This window comes from Marinobacter shunpengi (assembly GCF_045449695.1).
Taxonomy (GTDB): domain Bacteria; phylum Pseudomonadota; class Gammaproteobacteria; order Pseudomonadales; family Oleiphilaceae; genus Marinobacter.
On sequence record NZ_JBJJKZ010000018.1, the window covers coordinates 88,616 to 104,165 of the forward strand.

A 15,550-nucleotide genomic window follows, 5' to 3' on the forward strand; every position below is an offset into this window, starting at 1 on the left:
CGCTGGATGAAAGGACAACCTACTGGCCGGCAATCGGCCACGGAAGAAGGAAACCGAGAATGGAAGCGATCAGGGAACTGCTGTCTTCAGGCCAACTGGACGAGGCCATTACCCAAGCCCAGGACATACTCCGCAAGGATCCCTCAGCCACCGATGTGCGTGCCTGCCTGATCGAACTGCTGTGCCTGGACGGCCAGCTGGAGCGGGCGGACGACATGCTGATGTCCCTCGCCAAGCACCAGCCGGACTGGCTGGCTGGCGCTGCCAATCTGCGCCAGTTGATGCGGGCGCAGCATGCCCGCCTGGCCCTGGCTGACGGCAAACTCGCCGACGACGTGGTAGCCACCCCGGGTGAGCAGCTTGAAGCGCTGCTGGCGGTCAACCTGAACCTGACCGAAGGCAAGCCGGAAGCCGCGTCCGAGGCGGCCCGCAACCTGGAAGCCGGCCGCACCGACACCCGTTACCAGGTTGGTGACCAGGAAGGCGATTTCCGCGATTGCGACGACAGTCTTGCCGGCTTTTTCGAAGGCCTGGGCACCGACGGTCATTATTACCTGTGGTTGTGGAGCGATATCCAGGAAGTGGAGTTCCATACCGCCACCTCACCGGTGGAACTGATCTGGCGACGTGCCAGCGTCACCCTGAAGGATGGCCGCCAGGGCGAGGTGTTCGTGCCGCTGACCTACCTGCGCAGCCAGACCGCGAACCAGAAACTGGGGCGTGAAACCGACTGGCAGGAGCACGATGGCGGGCTGGTCACCGGTCTTGGCCTGAAGACCTTCCTGCTGGGTGACGACGCCGTCACCCTGGAGAGCGTCCGTCTCCTGGCGTGTTGTGACGAACCGGCCACCAGTGAAACCGCGGACGCAGGGGCCAACGGATGAACACCAAACTCCAGATGAGCGTGCTCGACAGACTGGCGGAGGGGGACGACAGCCGTCCGACCCTCGCTCGTATCCGCCAGGCTGTCCGTCGCGATCTGGAGTGTCTGCTGAACGCCCGCCGGTCCTGGTTACCGCTGGATCAGGGAGGCAGGGAACTACAGACCTCGGTGCTGGGCTACGGCCTGCCGGACTTCACGGTCATGGACCTGAGTACGGAGGACGGTCGCCAGTGGCTCTGCGATGAGGTCCGCAACACCATCAACCGGTTTGAGCCCCGCCTGACCCGTGTCCAGGTCACCATGCGGGATGCGGAGGCGCCCCTGGACCGTCAACTGAGGCTGCGTATTGATGCGGTACTGCTGGTGGATCCGGTGCCGGAACCGGTGGCGTTTGATTCGGAAGTCGAACCGGTCACCCTGGCGGTGACCCTTCAGGAGTGTGCCTGATGAGCGAAGAGCTTCTTCAGTATTACAACCGCGAGCTGGCCTACCTGCGACGTCAGGGTGCCGAGTTTGCCCGTGCCTACCCGAAGGTGGCAGGCCGGCTGCGGGTGAGTGATGAAGCCGTGGAAGACCCCCATGTATCCCGGTTGCTGGAAGGGGTGGCGTTCCTGACGGCGCAGATCCGTCAGCGCCTGGATGGCCACTTTCCGGAATTGACCGATATCCTGATGGGCAGCCTGTATCCCGATTACCAGGCGCCGATCCCGTCCATGACGGTATTGCAGTTGACGGCCTCCCGGGCCCAGACCCACTGCTCGCCATTGACTGAAGGCCAGGCCTTCGAGACTCGGGTGGAAAAGATGCCGGACTGCGAGTTCCGCGCCCCCGGTGACCACTACATCGCACCGGTGACCGTGGAGAGCGCCGATTTCCAGAACGCGCCGTTCGATGCGCCACGCCCGCCGGGCAGCGAGGGCGCCCAGAGCGTGATCACCCTGCGACTGTCGGCGCCGACTCCGTTCAGCGAGATTGACCTGCCATGGCTGAGGTTCTTCCTCCACGGTCAGGCCCACCTGAGCAATGAACTTTACGATCTGATCCACCGTACCGGCCTGGGTGTGGCCATCGCGCCGGTGAGTGACCGACGCCAGTCGACGTTCCTGCCGGCCAACCGCATTCGTCCGGTGGGCTTCGATGAGAACGAGGCGCTGGTCCCCTACAGCAAGCGCAGTATGGCGGGTTACCGTCTGCTGACGGAGTTCTTCCTGTTCCCGGAGAAGTTCCTGTTCACCCAGCTTGATGACATGACCGGCTGCTGGCCGGAGGCGAAGGAAATTGACATCACCTTCTACCTGTCGGAAACCTCCTCCGAGCTGGAAAAGAGTTTCCAGTCGGATCATATGCGGCTGTGGTGCGTGCCGGTGGTCAACCTGTTCGAGGAAACCCTGGAACCCTCGCCGCTGGATGATACCCGCCACGAGCATCGCCTGGTGTCCCGTTACCGCAAGGCGGACGCCTTTGAGGTGGTCAATGTGGACTCCGTGTCCCTGGTGAACAGCGGCAAGATCCGGGAGATGGCTCCCTATTACGGATTGGGACACCCCCGCTGGCAGACCGACCTGGACCTGTTCTGGCACCTTCAGCGGCGGCCGGCGGACTGGGTGGGCGGTCAGATGGAACCGGGCACGGAAACCGTCCTGAGCCTGGTGGACAACCGCTACGAAAATCGCGACCTGAATGCCATCCCCGACGACGAGGCACTGGTCATCAAGGCCCAGTGCTGCAACCGCAACGTGCCGGACCGACTGCCGTTCGGCGGAGGTGATCCCACCTTCAAGGCGGTCTCCGAACCGTTGATCGACAGGGCGGTGGCACTGCTGGCGCCCACGTCTACGGTGCGCCCGGAACTGTCCGGCGCGAGCCGGTGGCAGTTTATCCGCCACCTGAACCTGGAATATTTCACCGGCGATGACGCCCGTGAGCGCCTCAAGGCCGTGCTGCAGCTGTACGACTTCCGCCAGACACCGGAATCCCGGGCCATGGTGGAAGGTATCGAAAAGGTCGAGGTACGCCGGGTCGCTGCCCGGGTAGGCAAGGGCGTTCGTAGTGGCCTGACCCAGGGCACCGAGTTCCGGATCACCTTTTCCCGGCCCCGGTATGCCGGCACCAGCATCTACCTGTTTTCGGCGGTACTGGACCGTTTCCTGGCCCAGTTTGCCCAGCTAAACAGTTTCACCCGGCTGCGGATCCGCCTCAGTGGCCACAGCCGTGACTATCACGCCTGGCCGGCCCGGGCGGGGGAGCGGGAGCTGGTATGAAGCAGCCACTGGGCACCTTCTTCCGCGAAGTCTGGCGTACGGAACGCCAGTTGCCGGGCGAGAAGGCCGGCTACCACCGCATTGGCCACGACGGCTGGCCGGAGCGGGAGCTGGTGCATTTCCGGTCGAGCCAGCATATGGGATTCTCGGGCCAGGACGTGGTGGAGCGCAAGGTGAACCGGCTCGACAACGGCCTGCAGCAGGCGGAACTGACCGTAGACACCATGGGGCTCACGGGCGCCCGCGGTGCCCTGCCGGCCCACTACTCGGAAATGGTGCTGGCACAGCTGAAACAGAAATCACCGGCGATGCGGGACTTCTTCGACCTGTTCAATCACCGGCTACTGTCGCTGTACTACCGAAGCTGGGAAAAGACCCAGCCGGCGGTCCATCAGGAACGCAAGGGCGAGGACGATTTCACCCGAATCCTCAAGTCGCTGACCGGCAGCGAACAGCAGTGGGAGATCTGGTACGGCGGTGCCATGTCCCGGGGCGCCCGTTCTGCTGCCACCCTGAAAGCGGTGCTGTCGGATGTTACCGGCATGCCGGTGGCGGTTCGTACCCTGCAGGGTGGCTGGGTACGGGTAGCCCCGGAAGACCAGAGCAGGCTGCCGACCCGTCGGGATCCGGAAGGTCAGTACGCCCGGCTGGGAGACGCCATGCTGGGCAGCCGGGCCTGGATGGCGGACCGGGGCGCCGACGTGGTGTTCTACCCCCGTAATCGCCAGCAGGTAAAGGATGTTCTGCCCAAGGGGCGCTGTAGCGCCGCCATCGCCCGAATGGCCCACCGCCTGGTGGGGGGGCAGACCCGGGTCCGCTACCTGCTGGTGGCCAAGGCCCGGGACCTGACCGGTGCGCGCCTCGGCCAGCAGGGCCGACTCGGCGCCGACAGTTTTATAGCCGCTGGGCCGACCTCTGACCGGCAGGTGGAAGTCAGCTTCAAGCCAAGCCAAGGAAAGGAATAAGAGCGATGTCCTCAATGACGCTGAAGTCACTGGTAGAGAAAATGAACGACAGCACCCGTCAGGCCCTGGAAGGCGCTGTCGGGCAATGTTTCCAGCGGACCCACCACACCGTGGAGACCGAACACCTGCTGAAGGCCCTGTTGCAGTCCCGGGATGAAGACCTGGTGCTGGTGCTGGACCATTTCGGCCTCAGCCTGGAACGGCTGGAAGACCAGCTGAATGAAGGTCTGGAGAGCTTCCGCACCGGCAGCGGCGCCACCCCGAGCCTGTCCCCACGGCTGGTGGACCTGCTGCGCCAGTGCTGGCTGGACACGTCCATCGAGTTCGGTGAGCCCGCCATGCGCGGAGCCACCCTGCTGTACACATTGCTCAACGATACCGCCATGGCCGCGCTGGCCACTCGCCATGCCCGGGAGCTGGAGCGCCTGGACCCACAGCAACTGCTGTCCAGTTGGGCCCAGTTGCGGGAAAAGCTGGGTGGCAGCGAAGCGAGCGAGCCCCGCCGTCCGGTCGGCAAGGGCAAGGAAGAACACCTGTCCCAGTTCACCATCGACCTGACCGGCCAGGCCCGGGAAGGCAAGTTGGACCCGGTGCTGGGGCGTGACGACGAAATCCGTCAGATGATCGACATCCTCACCCGCCGTCGCCAGAACAACCCGATCCTCACCGGTGAGGCCGGCGTTGGCAAGACCGCCGTGGTGGAAGGGCTGGCCCAGCGCATCGCCGACGGTTCCGTACCCGAGGCACTGAAAAAGGCCCGGCTGCTGACCCTGGACCTGGCGCTGCTGCAGGCGGGCGCTGGCGTGAAAGGGGAGTTCGAGAATCGTCTCAAGGGCGTGATTGAGGAAGTGAAGAATTCCGTCGACCCGGTGATCCTGTTTATCGACGAAGCCCACAACATGGTGGGCGCCGGCGGCCAGGCAGGCCAGAACGACGCTGCCAACCTGCTCAAGCCGGCCCTGGCCCGGGGCGAGCTGCGCACCATCGCCGCCACTACCTGGGCCGAGTACAAGAAGTTCTTCGAGAAGGACGCCGCCCTGACCCGCCGCTTCCAGGTGGTGAAGGTGGACGAGCCCTCCGAGGACATCGCCATCCAGATCCTGCGAGGGCTGGCGCCCACCCTGGAGAAGCACCACGGTGTCATCATCACCGACGAGGCCGTGGGCACGGCGGTGCGCCTGTCCATGCGCTTCCTGGCCGGTCGGCAACTGCCTGACAAGGCTGTGGCCCTGCTGGATACCTGTTGTGCCCGGGTGGCCATGAGCCAGGCCAGCATGCCTACCCTGCTGGAGAAGGCCCGTGCCGAACTGGCGGCCCTGGAGCTGGAGGACGAAATCCTCGCCCGGGAAAGCCGCACTGGTGCCGACCACAGTCGCCGCCTGGAAGAACTGGCCTCAAGCCGTCAGCAGGCGGAGGAACAGGTCGAACGCCTGGAGAAGATCTGGCAGACCGAACAGACCCTGGTGGCGTCGGCCTCCGAACTGGGCGAGAAGCTCAGCGAGGAAGCCGACGAAGAACTGCGTTCCGAGCTGAACGAACTGCGGGACCAACTCGCCGAGCGGGAGCAGCCCATGGTGCACTGGCAGGTGGACAGCCAACTGGTGTCGGAAGTGCTGTCCGACTGGACGGGTATCCCCATGGGCCGCATGCAGGCCGACGAAGTGGCCGGCATCCTGACGCTGGACCAGAACCTGAAAACCCGGGTGAAAGGCCAGGACCATGCCCTGGACGACATTGCCGAGACCATTCGCGTGGCCCGTGCCGACCTGGCGGATGAGAAGAAGCCCCTGGGCGTATTTCTGCTGGTGGGCCCCAGCGGCGTGGGCAAGACCGAAACCGCCCTGGCCCTGGCCGAGCAGGTCTATGGCAGCGAGTCCAACCTCACCGTGATCAACATGTCCGAGTTCAAGGAGGAGCACAAGGTCTCGCAACTGGTGGGCTCCCCTCCCGGTTATGTCGGCTACGGTGAGGGCGGTGTGCTCACCGAAGCCGTGCGCCGCAAGCCCTACAGCGTGATCCTGCTGGACGAGATGGAAAAGGCTCATCCGGGCGTGCAGGACATCTTCTACCAGGTGTTCGATAAGGGCTCCCTGCGGGACGGTGAGGGCCAGGACGTGGACTTCCGCAACACCGTGATCCTGATGACCTCCAACGCCGGGTCCGAGCAGATCGCCGACCTGTACGCGGATGAAATGACCGCGCCGGAAGACCCGAAGACCCTGAAAGTGGCCATCTGGGACCAGTTGCTGGAGATCTTCAAGCCGGCCTTCCTGGGGCGCACCAGCGTGCTGCCCTACCGGCCCCTGGGACGCGAACAGCTGGCGGAGATCACCCGTCTGCAACTGGAACGCATCAACCAGCGCCTGCTGCGTCATCACGACGTTGCGCTTGGCTACGACGATGGCGTGGTGGACGCTGTGGTGGAACGTTGCACCGAGGCCAGTTCCGGCGCCCGTAATATCCAGCAGATCCTGCACCGGGATGTGCTGCCTGCGGCCTCCAGGAAAATCCTGGAATGCCTGGCGGATGAAACCCCGATTTCGGCGGTGGACATCACTGTGAACGACGGCGATCTGGATGTGGTCGTCAGTACACAGGCGGTGCCCGAACGCCAGACCGAATCCATGGACGGCGCTTGAGCGGCGGCCAGGATGACCATGTCCTTGTTACAGGACGTACAAAAAACCTAAGGAGATACACATGCAAGCTAATACCTATCTGGACTATGAAGGCATTTCTGGTGAAGCGACTGCTAACCAGTACAAAGACATGATCACCGTGCTTTCCATGGACTTTAACGTTCATCGGGAAATCACTGCCTACACCGGTACCGCGATGGACCGCGAAGCCTCTGCAACCCGCCTGGGCGATATCACTATCACCAAGCTGCAGGACAACGCGTCTCCTGACCTGTTCCGTGAAGCCACCATCGGCAAGGGCCGTAAGGCCACTTTCTTCATCACCAAGCAGGGCGATGAAATCGAAGAAATCATGAAGATCGAACTGACCGACGCCATGATTTCCAACTACAGCCTGTCTGTACAGGGTGATCGCCCGACCGAGTGCATCACCATTTCCTACACCGAGCTGACCATGACGGCCAGCCCGAGCAACGACAAGAACGACATCACTCAGCCGAAGGTTTACGGCTACAGCGGTGTCAAGGGTCAGAAGCTCTAAAACAGGGTTCTCTGTCTCCGGGAGGGCACCTGCGGGTGCCCTCTTCCCCCGATTCATTCAGGATGGCGTGGACGTTCATGAGCAAGGAAACTCAGCATCATTTTCTCAAGATTCACAGCTCGCTGGGCGAGGATGAGCTGATCCTCGAAAGACTCACGGTCAGCGAGGGTATGTCACGGCTGTTCCAGATCGAGGTTGGCTTCACCGCCAATCAGCGGATCAGGGATATGAAACAGCACATTGGTGAGGAAGTTGTCATCAGTCTCGCCATGACGGACAAACTGGGATCCAGGGAACGTTATTTCCACGGCCACTTCCTCCATATCAGCGAGCTGGGCAAGCCCATGCACAACAAGGACGGGCAGCGTTATTCCGCGGTCATCGTCCCCCGTGCCTGGTCCGCCACCAGCCGCACCAACTGCCGTATTTTCCAGGACAAGACCGCCCTGGACATCGTGGAAACCCTGCTGGGCGAGCACGATGTGGACCACCGCAAGGTGCTCAACGGCGCGCTCTATACGCACCGTTACTATGTGCAGTACAACGAGAGCGACTGGGAGTTTATCTGCCGGGTGCTGGCCAACGAGGGCCTGACCTTTTTCTTCGAGCATACCGACAGCGCCCACACCATGGTGATTACCGACAGCGACACGGCCTTCCAGCCGGCGCTGGAAAACCAGGTGGTGTTTACCTCCCGCAACATCGGGTCGGCCCGTATTTCCCACTGGGAGAAGGGCTACCGTGCCATGTCCGACCATATGATCGAACGTGGTTTCGACTTTACCCGCCCCGCGGACCCCGTCCATGTGGAATCCGGTGAAAAGGTGCCGGGTGACCTGTTCGGCCAGCGGGAACTGTTTGCCTACCATGGCGAAGACCGCCCCCTGAAAGACAAGGCCAACCTGACCAAGAAGCACCTTCAGGCCCTGGCCATGGAAGCGGAAACCCTGGAGGCCATCTCCACCTATCGGTCTTTTGGCGCTGGCCTGACCTTTAGCTTCCAGTCCCACGAGGACGGCCCCCAGGACCCCAACGAGTTCCTGATCACCGATATCCTCATCCAGGCGGAAGTGCCCCTGAACGCGGACAACCAGCCGTCCATGGGCACCATCGCCTACCACAACGAATTCCTGTGCCGGCCCGCGAACCAGCCCTACGTGCCGGCCCGCATCCCCAAACCCGTCATGCCGGGCCTGCAGACCGCCACCGTCACCTGTGCGGCCGGTGAGGAAATCCACGTGGACCAGCACGGCCGGGTCAAGGTGCAGTTCCACTGGGACCGGGAAGGCCAACTCGACCAGAAGAGCTCCTGCTGGATCCGCGTGGCCCAGAGCTGGGCGGGCGAGCGCTGGGGGGCCCAGTTTATCCCCCGGGTGGGCCAGGAAGTGCTGGTGGAGTTCGTCAACGGTGACCCGGACCAGCCCCTGATCACCGGCTCCGTCTACAACGGCAAGAACCAGATGCCCTATGACCCGGAGTCGCAAAAGAACATCTCCGGCATCAAGTCCCGTTCCACCACCAAGGGCAGTGGGGCCAACTACAACGAGATCAGCTTTGACGACACCCTGGGCAGCGAGTGGCTGCGGGTCCATGCCGAGAAGGACCACGAACTGACGGTAGAGAATAACCAGGCCGACGATGTGGGTGTGGACCGAACCACGACCATTGGCAACGATGATACCGAGACCGTCGGCAACAACCAGACCGTCAACGTCGGCAAGAACCACGTACTGGAAGCCGGCGACAGCATCACGATAAAGACTGGTGCAGCGTCCATCACCATGTACAGCTCCGGTTTGATCAACATCGAAGGCAGCGCCATTAATGTCAAAGGCTCCTCGGCCATTAACCTCAAAGCGCCGAAAATCAACCTGAACTGATGGCTGTCGCATGATGCAACAGACACTCGACGAACTGATCGCCACCCGGCGTGCCCTGCTGGCCAGCGACGACGCCTCCCTGGAACAGCTGCGCCAGGTGGATCGCCGTCTGTTGACCCGGGCCGAACGGGGTGACGCCGCATCGCCGTTGCCGGACAACCTGACGGAAGGCAGCCTGCTGCCCCTGGCCTCACTGCCGGTGGACGAAGCCACGCTCTGGCTGGAGGTGGCGGTGTCGATCGGCGGTGTCCGGGTGCGCCCGGCGCTGGACGCCCTGGCGAAAGAACCCGGCGGTGAATCATTGAGTTGGTGGCTGGCGGCCAACTATCCGGGCCTGTCAGTCACCCGTGAATTCCCGGAGGCACCCGAGTTACAGGTGCTGGCGGCGCGGGCGTACTGGCGCAGGGGGCAGAACGACAAGCTGCCCCAGCCCTGGAGGGAATGGGCAGCGGTGGTGGATGGCCACAAGGAGCTGTCCAGGTCACTGGTGGCAACCCTGTGGGACATATTGCCCGCCGATGCCCGGGTCGAAGGTTTCGCCAGTTGGAAGGACTGGTTCTACCCGCTGATGGTCGGCGCCCACAACGACTGGCAGCTGTGGATGGTGAACTGGCTGCTGGCGGAGGTGGACACCACAACCACTGTCGAGGCCATGGGTGTCAGTTGTGCCCGGCGCTTCCTGTCCTGGCTGGAGGCCATTGGTGCCGGTACCGGCCTGGATGGTAACGAGGACGTGGCCGATGCCGCCGAACGGGAACTGCGCTGGCTTATGGGAGACCGTCGCGGTCGTCAGCAGGAGCCATCCCCCTTCGGCTACCAGTGCTGGGGCGAGATCCTCAGGGACGGCCACGGCCTGAAGCCCGCCAGTTGGCAGAAACGGTTCACGGCCCTGCCCATGGGCTTTCGAGAGCGCTGCTGGTACTGGAGTGGCCAGCAGATTAACGGATCCCCCTGGTCGTTGTTCGGAGGCCAGTGGTGCGTTGGCGACTGACCCGGGCTGAAGGCCTCCTCGCGGGGGCCTCCCTGGACGATATCCTGGACAACGGCGGCGTACTGGCAGGCGTTCCGGAGGCCGTACCGCAAAAGGATGACCAGGCCGGGGAGCAGGCCTGCCTGGAACAGTCGTTCCGCGATTACCTGGGCGGCGACCGCCCCACCTGGGTTGTCCTTCCGGACCGGGAAAGAAGCGAGCGGCATCTCTGGCAGGACCTGGCCGCTGGCCAGGTGGAAGTGGGTTTCGGGCGTTCCGGTGTCACCCTGGCCCTGAGCCAGATCAACCGCCTGCAGGCACCGGCCACCCTGGTGGCGCTGGACCGGATGCCCGGCCCGCAACCGCAGACCGTGGTGGAGAGCCGGTTGCTGGTGGACCTGGAACCGTCGCAGGCGGGTCTGGGCCTGATGCTCAACCTGGTGGACGGCCGGCTGGATGGCGACACCGACCTCACCACCCTGCTGGACCAGGCCCGGGCGGTGGTATCGGACCCGGAAGTGATCTTCCTGCCGGGCACCGGCAGCGACGGCAGCCTCGACCGGCTGTTGCCCAGCCTGTCCGCCATGGGCAACTGGGTGGGCCGGGACGTGCGCTGGGAGTTCGCCGAGGCCCGTATCGGGCCGCTGGGCACGGTTGGCAGCCTGTTTAACTGGTACTGGATGCACGAGGGGTACCGGCTGGGGGACTGGCAGGCACCCACCGTGATTCTGGATATGGATACGAGCCCGCTGGTGGGGTTATCGGTGGTTGATTACAACGCATAGGGAAACAGGGAAAGCATGGAGAAGTTCACCGCGATCGATGGAACGATGTACGCCATTGGTGCCGCCGACGCCGATACTGGTGCAGGTACCGGTACCCGTATCGAAAAGACTTCCGCCCAGGACTATGCCGCGTGGCTGAACCGTGCATTCAATCGGTACTTCGACGACTATCGGCAGCGTTGGGCCAGATTGGGTGGCAGACCTACCGGGCAGATGGCGCGCAACGCCTCGGCCAGCCATTATTACATTCGCCTGGGGCAGCGACTTGAGTCGGGCGAACTGCTTGCCTACCAATTGCCATCGGAAGCCCCGGTAACCATGCCGTCCAGCGAGGGTGCACAGGGCCCGTCCGAAACCCGAACTCAGGAGCCCAAGGTGGCTTCCGCCCCCGACAGTGGCGGCGCGTCTGAATCTGCTGGCATCAGCGATACCGCCGTTGGAAATGACGATGAGTATGATGAGCGAGTCGGTGATCCGGTAGCACCCGCCACAGGCGAGGAGGTGCTGATCCTGGAAGACTTCACAGTCCCCGCCCCGATGCCCCTCTCCTGGCAACGCCGCTACCGCTCCGGCAACTGCGATCGTGATCTGGGCTTCGGCGCAGGCTGGAGTGTCGACTGCCTGCGTTATATCTGGATGGAGGAAGACGGCATTGGGGTCCTTGACCATCAGGGCCGCGTTGTCTTGTTCGATGCACTATCACCAGGGGAAATCAGCGTCCAGGTCAGCGCCGGCATGCGCCTGGAGTACAAGCGGGATAGCCGCATGGTGCTCACCGAGAAGGATGGTACCGCCTGGCGATTCGCCACCACCGACAACCATCTCTGGCACCCCGTCTCCGTCCAGGACCTGAGCGGCCAGCAGTGGCGCTTCCAGTACGACCGGGAGCACCGCCTGTTCCGCATTGAAGTGGCACCGGAACGATACCTTCAACTGGTCTGGAAACGGACGACGCCTCAGTCCCGGGAGCGGCTGGTTCAGGTGTTGCTCTGTCAGGATGATCAGTGCTCTGAACTTGCCCGATATGACTACAGCGAAGAGGGCGACCTGGTCGCCAGCGCCAGTCATCATGGCCGGGAGACCTATCAGTATCAGGGCCATTTGCTCACGCGCCGTGAGTTGCCAACGGGCTATGGCATCAACTTTCAATGGCAGGGCCATGGGCCTGCCGCCAGATGTCTCCACAGCTGGGGTGACGATGGCCACCACGAATTCCACTTCGACTACCAGCCGGACCAATACCAGACCACCGTCACCGACGCCTTTGGCAACACCCAGGTCTTCCACTACGACGACCAGGGTCGTATCACCGCTCGCCAGGAGCCGGATGGCGCCGCCTACCAATGGGCCTATGACGACGAAAGTGGCCTGTTGGTGGCCTACCGTTTGCCGGATGGTCGCACGACACAGTACGGCTATGATGCCTGGGGCCGCAAGGTCATCGAACAACTGCCGGATGGTCGCCAGCACCGCTGGCACTACAACGCCATGGGCTTCTGTACCGCCGAGCAGACCCCGGATGGCCTGACCACCCGCCGCCAGTTCGACAGCGTCGGACGCCTGCTCAGCGAGGAACGTGCGGATGGCCGCCAGTGGCGCTACCAGTACGATGCCAATGGCTGGATGACACAGGCCACCAGTGACACCGGCGAAGTCCGCCGGATTGGGTACAGCCCCAACGGTGATGTGTTGGCCGACGAGCGACAGGGCAGCCTCCATCGTTTCGCGTTCGATCCCCAGGGCCGTGTAGCGGGTTATCTGCAACAGGACCTGGTCACCGAATACGACTACGAGGGCGCCAAGCTCCTTGCCGTCCACCAGTATCCGGAACAGGCCCCGGACCAGAGACGCAGCCGACAGTTTGGCTATAACGACTCCGGCCTGCTGACCACCTACACAAACGCGGTGGGCGACACCCACCACTACGACTACGGCCAACTGGCCCGGCCCATCGCCTATCGCCGCCCAGACGGCCATAGCGTCCATTACGACTATGACCTGGAAGAACGCCTGACCCGCGTCACCCGGGCCGATGGCAACCAGTGGCAACTGGGCTGGAACGCCCGGGGGAAGGTCGACCGCTGCCAGGCACCGGACGGTCGGGATATCCACTTCCACTACAATGTCACCGGCGAGATCATCCGCCGGGAGCATCCGGGCGTCTGGGTACAGACCGTGGAACGGGACGAAGGCGGCCGCGTCATCACCCAGACCAGCCAGGGCAGGGACCGGGCCCCGGTCACCCGCCACTACCAGTACGACCAGTATGGCCGCCGTACCCACGCCAGTTGCGCCGACCGCAAGGTCCGCTGGACCTGGAACAACCGTGGCCAGGTCACCGAACACCACCAGGACCGGCACACCGTCGGCTATTCCTACACCAGCAACGGTCTGCTGGAAACCATCACCCTGCCCGATGGCACCGAAGTCCGCTATCGCTACGACAAGCACGGCCATTGGACCCACCTGGACCTCAACGGCCAGCCCGCCATCCGCCGCACCCTCGATAACCAGGGCCGGGAAACCGAACGCCAGGCCGGTCACAACAAACAAACCCAGATCCACGACCGCTACGGCTGCCTGATCAAGCGGCGCTGGCAGGGCAAGACCCCGGCGACCCGACGTTACCGCTGGGACGCCGAATCCCGACTGGAAGCGGCCATCGACAGCCTCACCGGCGACACCTATTACGAGCGCGATCCACAGGGCCAGCTCATCCGGGAGAATGACACCACCTACCACTACGACCTGGGCGGCAACCGAATCCCCGACGGCGGCAAGATCGAGAATGACCGGCTGATTGAAACCGCCGATGACAAGCGCGAATACGACACCCTGGGCGCGGAAATCCGTGTCATCGGCAAAACCACCGAAAGCAGGAAGTTCGACGCCGAAGGCCAGCTCATTGAAGTCAAAAAGCCGGGCATCCACGTCATCTACGGCTACGACGCCCTGGGCAGACGAGCCTGGCGCACGAGCGAGGCAGGCACCACCACCTACCTGTGGCACAACGATGTGCTGTTGGGCGAGCAGACCCCGGAAGGGCATTGGCAGTGGTACATCCGTGATCCGAAAACAGACGAGCCCCTGCTCACCCTGATCGACGGCCAGCCCCATTACTACGAACTCGACTGGCGGATGATGCCGGTTCGGTTGTGGAATCAGGAAGGCGAATTGGTCTGGCAGGCCAATGCAGATGCATGGGGTTACTGCCAGCCGGAGATGCCGAAAGGCTATGTTCATCAGCCTATTCGATTGCCGGGGCAGTTTGAGGATGAGCTCACTGGCATCGTGCAGAATCGGTTTAGGGAGTACAACAGCAGCAGAGGTCGTTATTTGACGGCGGATCCACTGGGCTTGAAGGGGGGGAGAAACAGCTTTTGTTACACCCCTAACCCACTCGATTTCATCGATTCGATGGGACTAGCAAGTTGTGGTGTCTCAGGAGTCAGTCCTGAACTCGCATTAGCGGAGTCATTTGGAATGGGGCCAAATATGTCTGCCCCGACTATGTCTGAGTTAGAAGCCGCGACGGAAGAGTCGAACATCGTTACTCGTATAGCATCTCAAGCGTGGCACTCGTTGACAGGTTGGCACTTTGAGGGCCGTATTGCCAGCAATGGGGACATTCCATCTTATGATGAGGTTGTGTCTGAGGGTTCTGAGTGGCAGCTTTTATCTCCGGCCCAATCGGTGTTTCACGATAATGGTGTAGGCGAGCCTGAACTGAAGTTTATAAATCCAGATGGACGTGAGGTTGTTTATGATGGGGATACTCTTGAGATTGTTGATGATCCAAAGTACGTTGGCACGTTCAACTATGTAAATCCAGCGCCTATGCCTGAGAACTATCTTGATATTAAAGGATGGGGAGAGTGGGCTGCAAAGGGCGCGGGCCACACTGCTGCAGACGTCGTACCATACTTTTTTGGTGGTAATGTTCGAGGCGAACACTAATATTAAATGCATGAAAAGGAATTTATTTTGAGAGCTATTAAGATTGCTTTATGTGGTGCTATCGCTTTTTTTTTGACGGGTTGTCAAAGTTCTAAGGTTGTTGTTTTTGAACATGATCCTTCAGAGGTATTTTACGAAACAAGGAATTTTGATGCGAATGAGCTTTCGTATTTTAAGGACGATGGGGTTCTATTTGTTGTAGACGTGAAAGAGGCTAAGCCGGGGGAATACTGGGTTTGGCTGGGACTGTACTCGGAAGATCCGGGCGCATCTGTTGAGCTAGTTCAGGCGACGTTAAGTGAAGGTGGTTTTAGTATATCGAATAATTTCGATGTCAGCGTTGATTTGACCGAGAGTAAAGTCGATCTTTATAGTAATAGCGTTAAACTTTTCGTAATTAATCTTGATGATGTTAAAAATCTTGAGGGTGTTGACGTTGAATTGATTTATCGTTTAAGTGGCGATCAAGGCACCTTAAACTTTAGGTTGGATAAGAAGGTGGAGAGTCATACTGTGTTTCCTACATGAAGTAGAGTGTGTAATTGTGCGTTGGTAATCTTAAACTAATATATCACCTTTGGTGAGGATAAGCAGGTTAAAGGCGTCTATCGATTGGTCCATAGAGTAGTTGCCGTGGGAAAAAATAGTACGTTCCGAGAAAATCGAGCA

11 protein-coding genes are annotated in these 15,550 nt (G+C 61.6%); all 11 read left to right on the top strand.

Translation table 11 applies throughout. From position 1 onward, the window contains the following. The first annotated feature begins 59 nt into the window (after nt 1-59). The 11 genes from ACJO2E_RS16895 (at nt 60) to ACJO2E_RS16945 (ending at nt 15,409) form a co-directional block, all read left to right on the top strand. Complete coding sequence (locus ACJO2E_RS16895; protein WP_406965393.1) at nt 60-884, top strand: type VI secretion system accessory protein TagJ; 825 nt, start codon at nt 60-62, stop codon at nt 882-884. Beyond that, nucleotides 881-1,330, top strand: a complete 450-nt coding sequence (gene tssE, locus ACJO2E_RS16900) for a type VI secretion system baseplate subunit TssE (protein WP_406965394.1) — start codon at nt 881-883, stop codon at nt 1,328-1,330. The genes ACJO2E_RS16895 and tssE overlap by 4 nt, the downstream gene beginning before the upstream one ends. Then, entirely contained in the window at nt 1,330-3,144 is a 1,815-nt protein-coding gene (gene tssF, locus ACJO2E_RS16905; protein ID WP_406965396.1) for a type VI secretion system baseplate subunit TssF, read from the top strand. The genes tssE and tssF overlap by 1 nt, the downstream gene beginning before the upstream one ends. Then, nucleotides 3,141-4,109, top strand: a complete 969-nt coding sequence (gene tssG / locus ACJO2E_RS16910) for a type VI secretion system baseplate subunit TssG (protein WP_406965397.1) — start codon at nt 3,141-3,143, stop codon at nt 4,107-4,109. The genes tssF and tssG overlap by 4 nt, the downstream gene beginning before the upstream one ends. 14 nt (nt 4,110-4,123) lie before the next feature. After that, the gene (tssH, locus tag ACJO2E_RS16915) at nt 4,124-6,748 is read left to right on the top strand and encodes a type VI secretion system ATPase TssH (protein WP_406965399.1); all 2,625 of its coding nucleotides are present in this window, start codon (nt 4,124-4,126) and stop codon (nt 6,746-6,748) included. A gap of 61 nt (nt 6,749-6,809) precedes the next feature. After that, on the top strand, nt 6,810-7,289 hold the full coding sequence (locus tag ACJO2E_RS16920) for an Hcp family type VI secretion system effector (protein ID WP_328189679.1): 480 nt from the start codon (nt 6,810-6,812) through the stop codon (nt 7,287-7,289). A 77-nt stretch (nt 7,290-7,366) separates the two neighbouring features. Then, nucleotides 7,367-9,169, top strand: coding sequence for a type VI secretion system Vgr family protein (locus ACJO2E_RS16925; protein WP_406965400.1), 1,803 nt, complete (start codon nt 7,367-7,369; stop codon nt 9,167-9,169). Nucleotides 9,170-9,179: 10 nt separating this feature from the next. After that, complete coding sequence (locus tag ACJO2E_RS16930; protein WP_406965401.1) at nt 9,180-10,160, top strand: hypothetical protein; 981 nt, start codon at nt 9,180-9,182, stop codon at nt 10,158-10,160. Continuing rightward, nucleotides 10,145-10,924 carry a hypothetical protein gene (locus tag ACJO2E_RS16935; protein ID WP_406965402.1) on the top strand — a complete coding sequence of 260 codons (780 nt, stop codon included), beginning with the start codon at nt 10,145-10,147 and terminating at the stop codon, nt 10,922-10,924. The genes ACJO2E_RS16930 and ACJO2E_RS16935 overlap by 16 nt, the downstream gene beginning before the upstream one ends. Nucleotides 10,925-10,939: 15 nt before the next feature. Further along, the gene (locus ACJO2E_RS16940) at nt 10,940-14,881 is read left to right on the top strand and encodes a DUF6531 domain-containing protein (RefSeq protein ID WP_406965404.1); all 3,942 of its coding nucleotides are present in this window, start codon (nt 10,940-10,942) and stop codon (nt 14,879-14,881) included. A 6-nt stretch (nt 14,882-14,887) separates the two neighbouring features. Continuing rightward, the gene (locus tag ACJO2E_RS16945) at nt 14,888-15,409 is read left to right on the top strand and encodes a hypothetical protein (RefSeq protein WP_406965406.1); all 522 of its coding nucleotides are present in this window, start codon (nt 14,888-14,890) and stop codon (nt 15,407-15,409) included. Nucleotides 15,410-15,550: the final 141 nt, after the last annotated feature.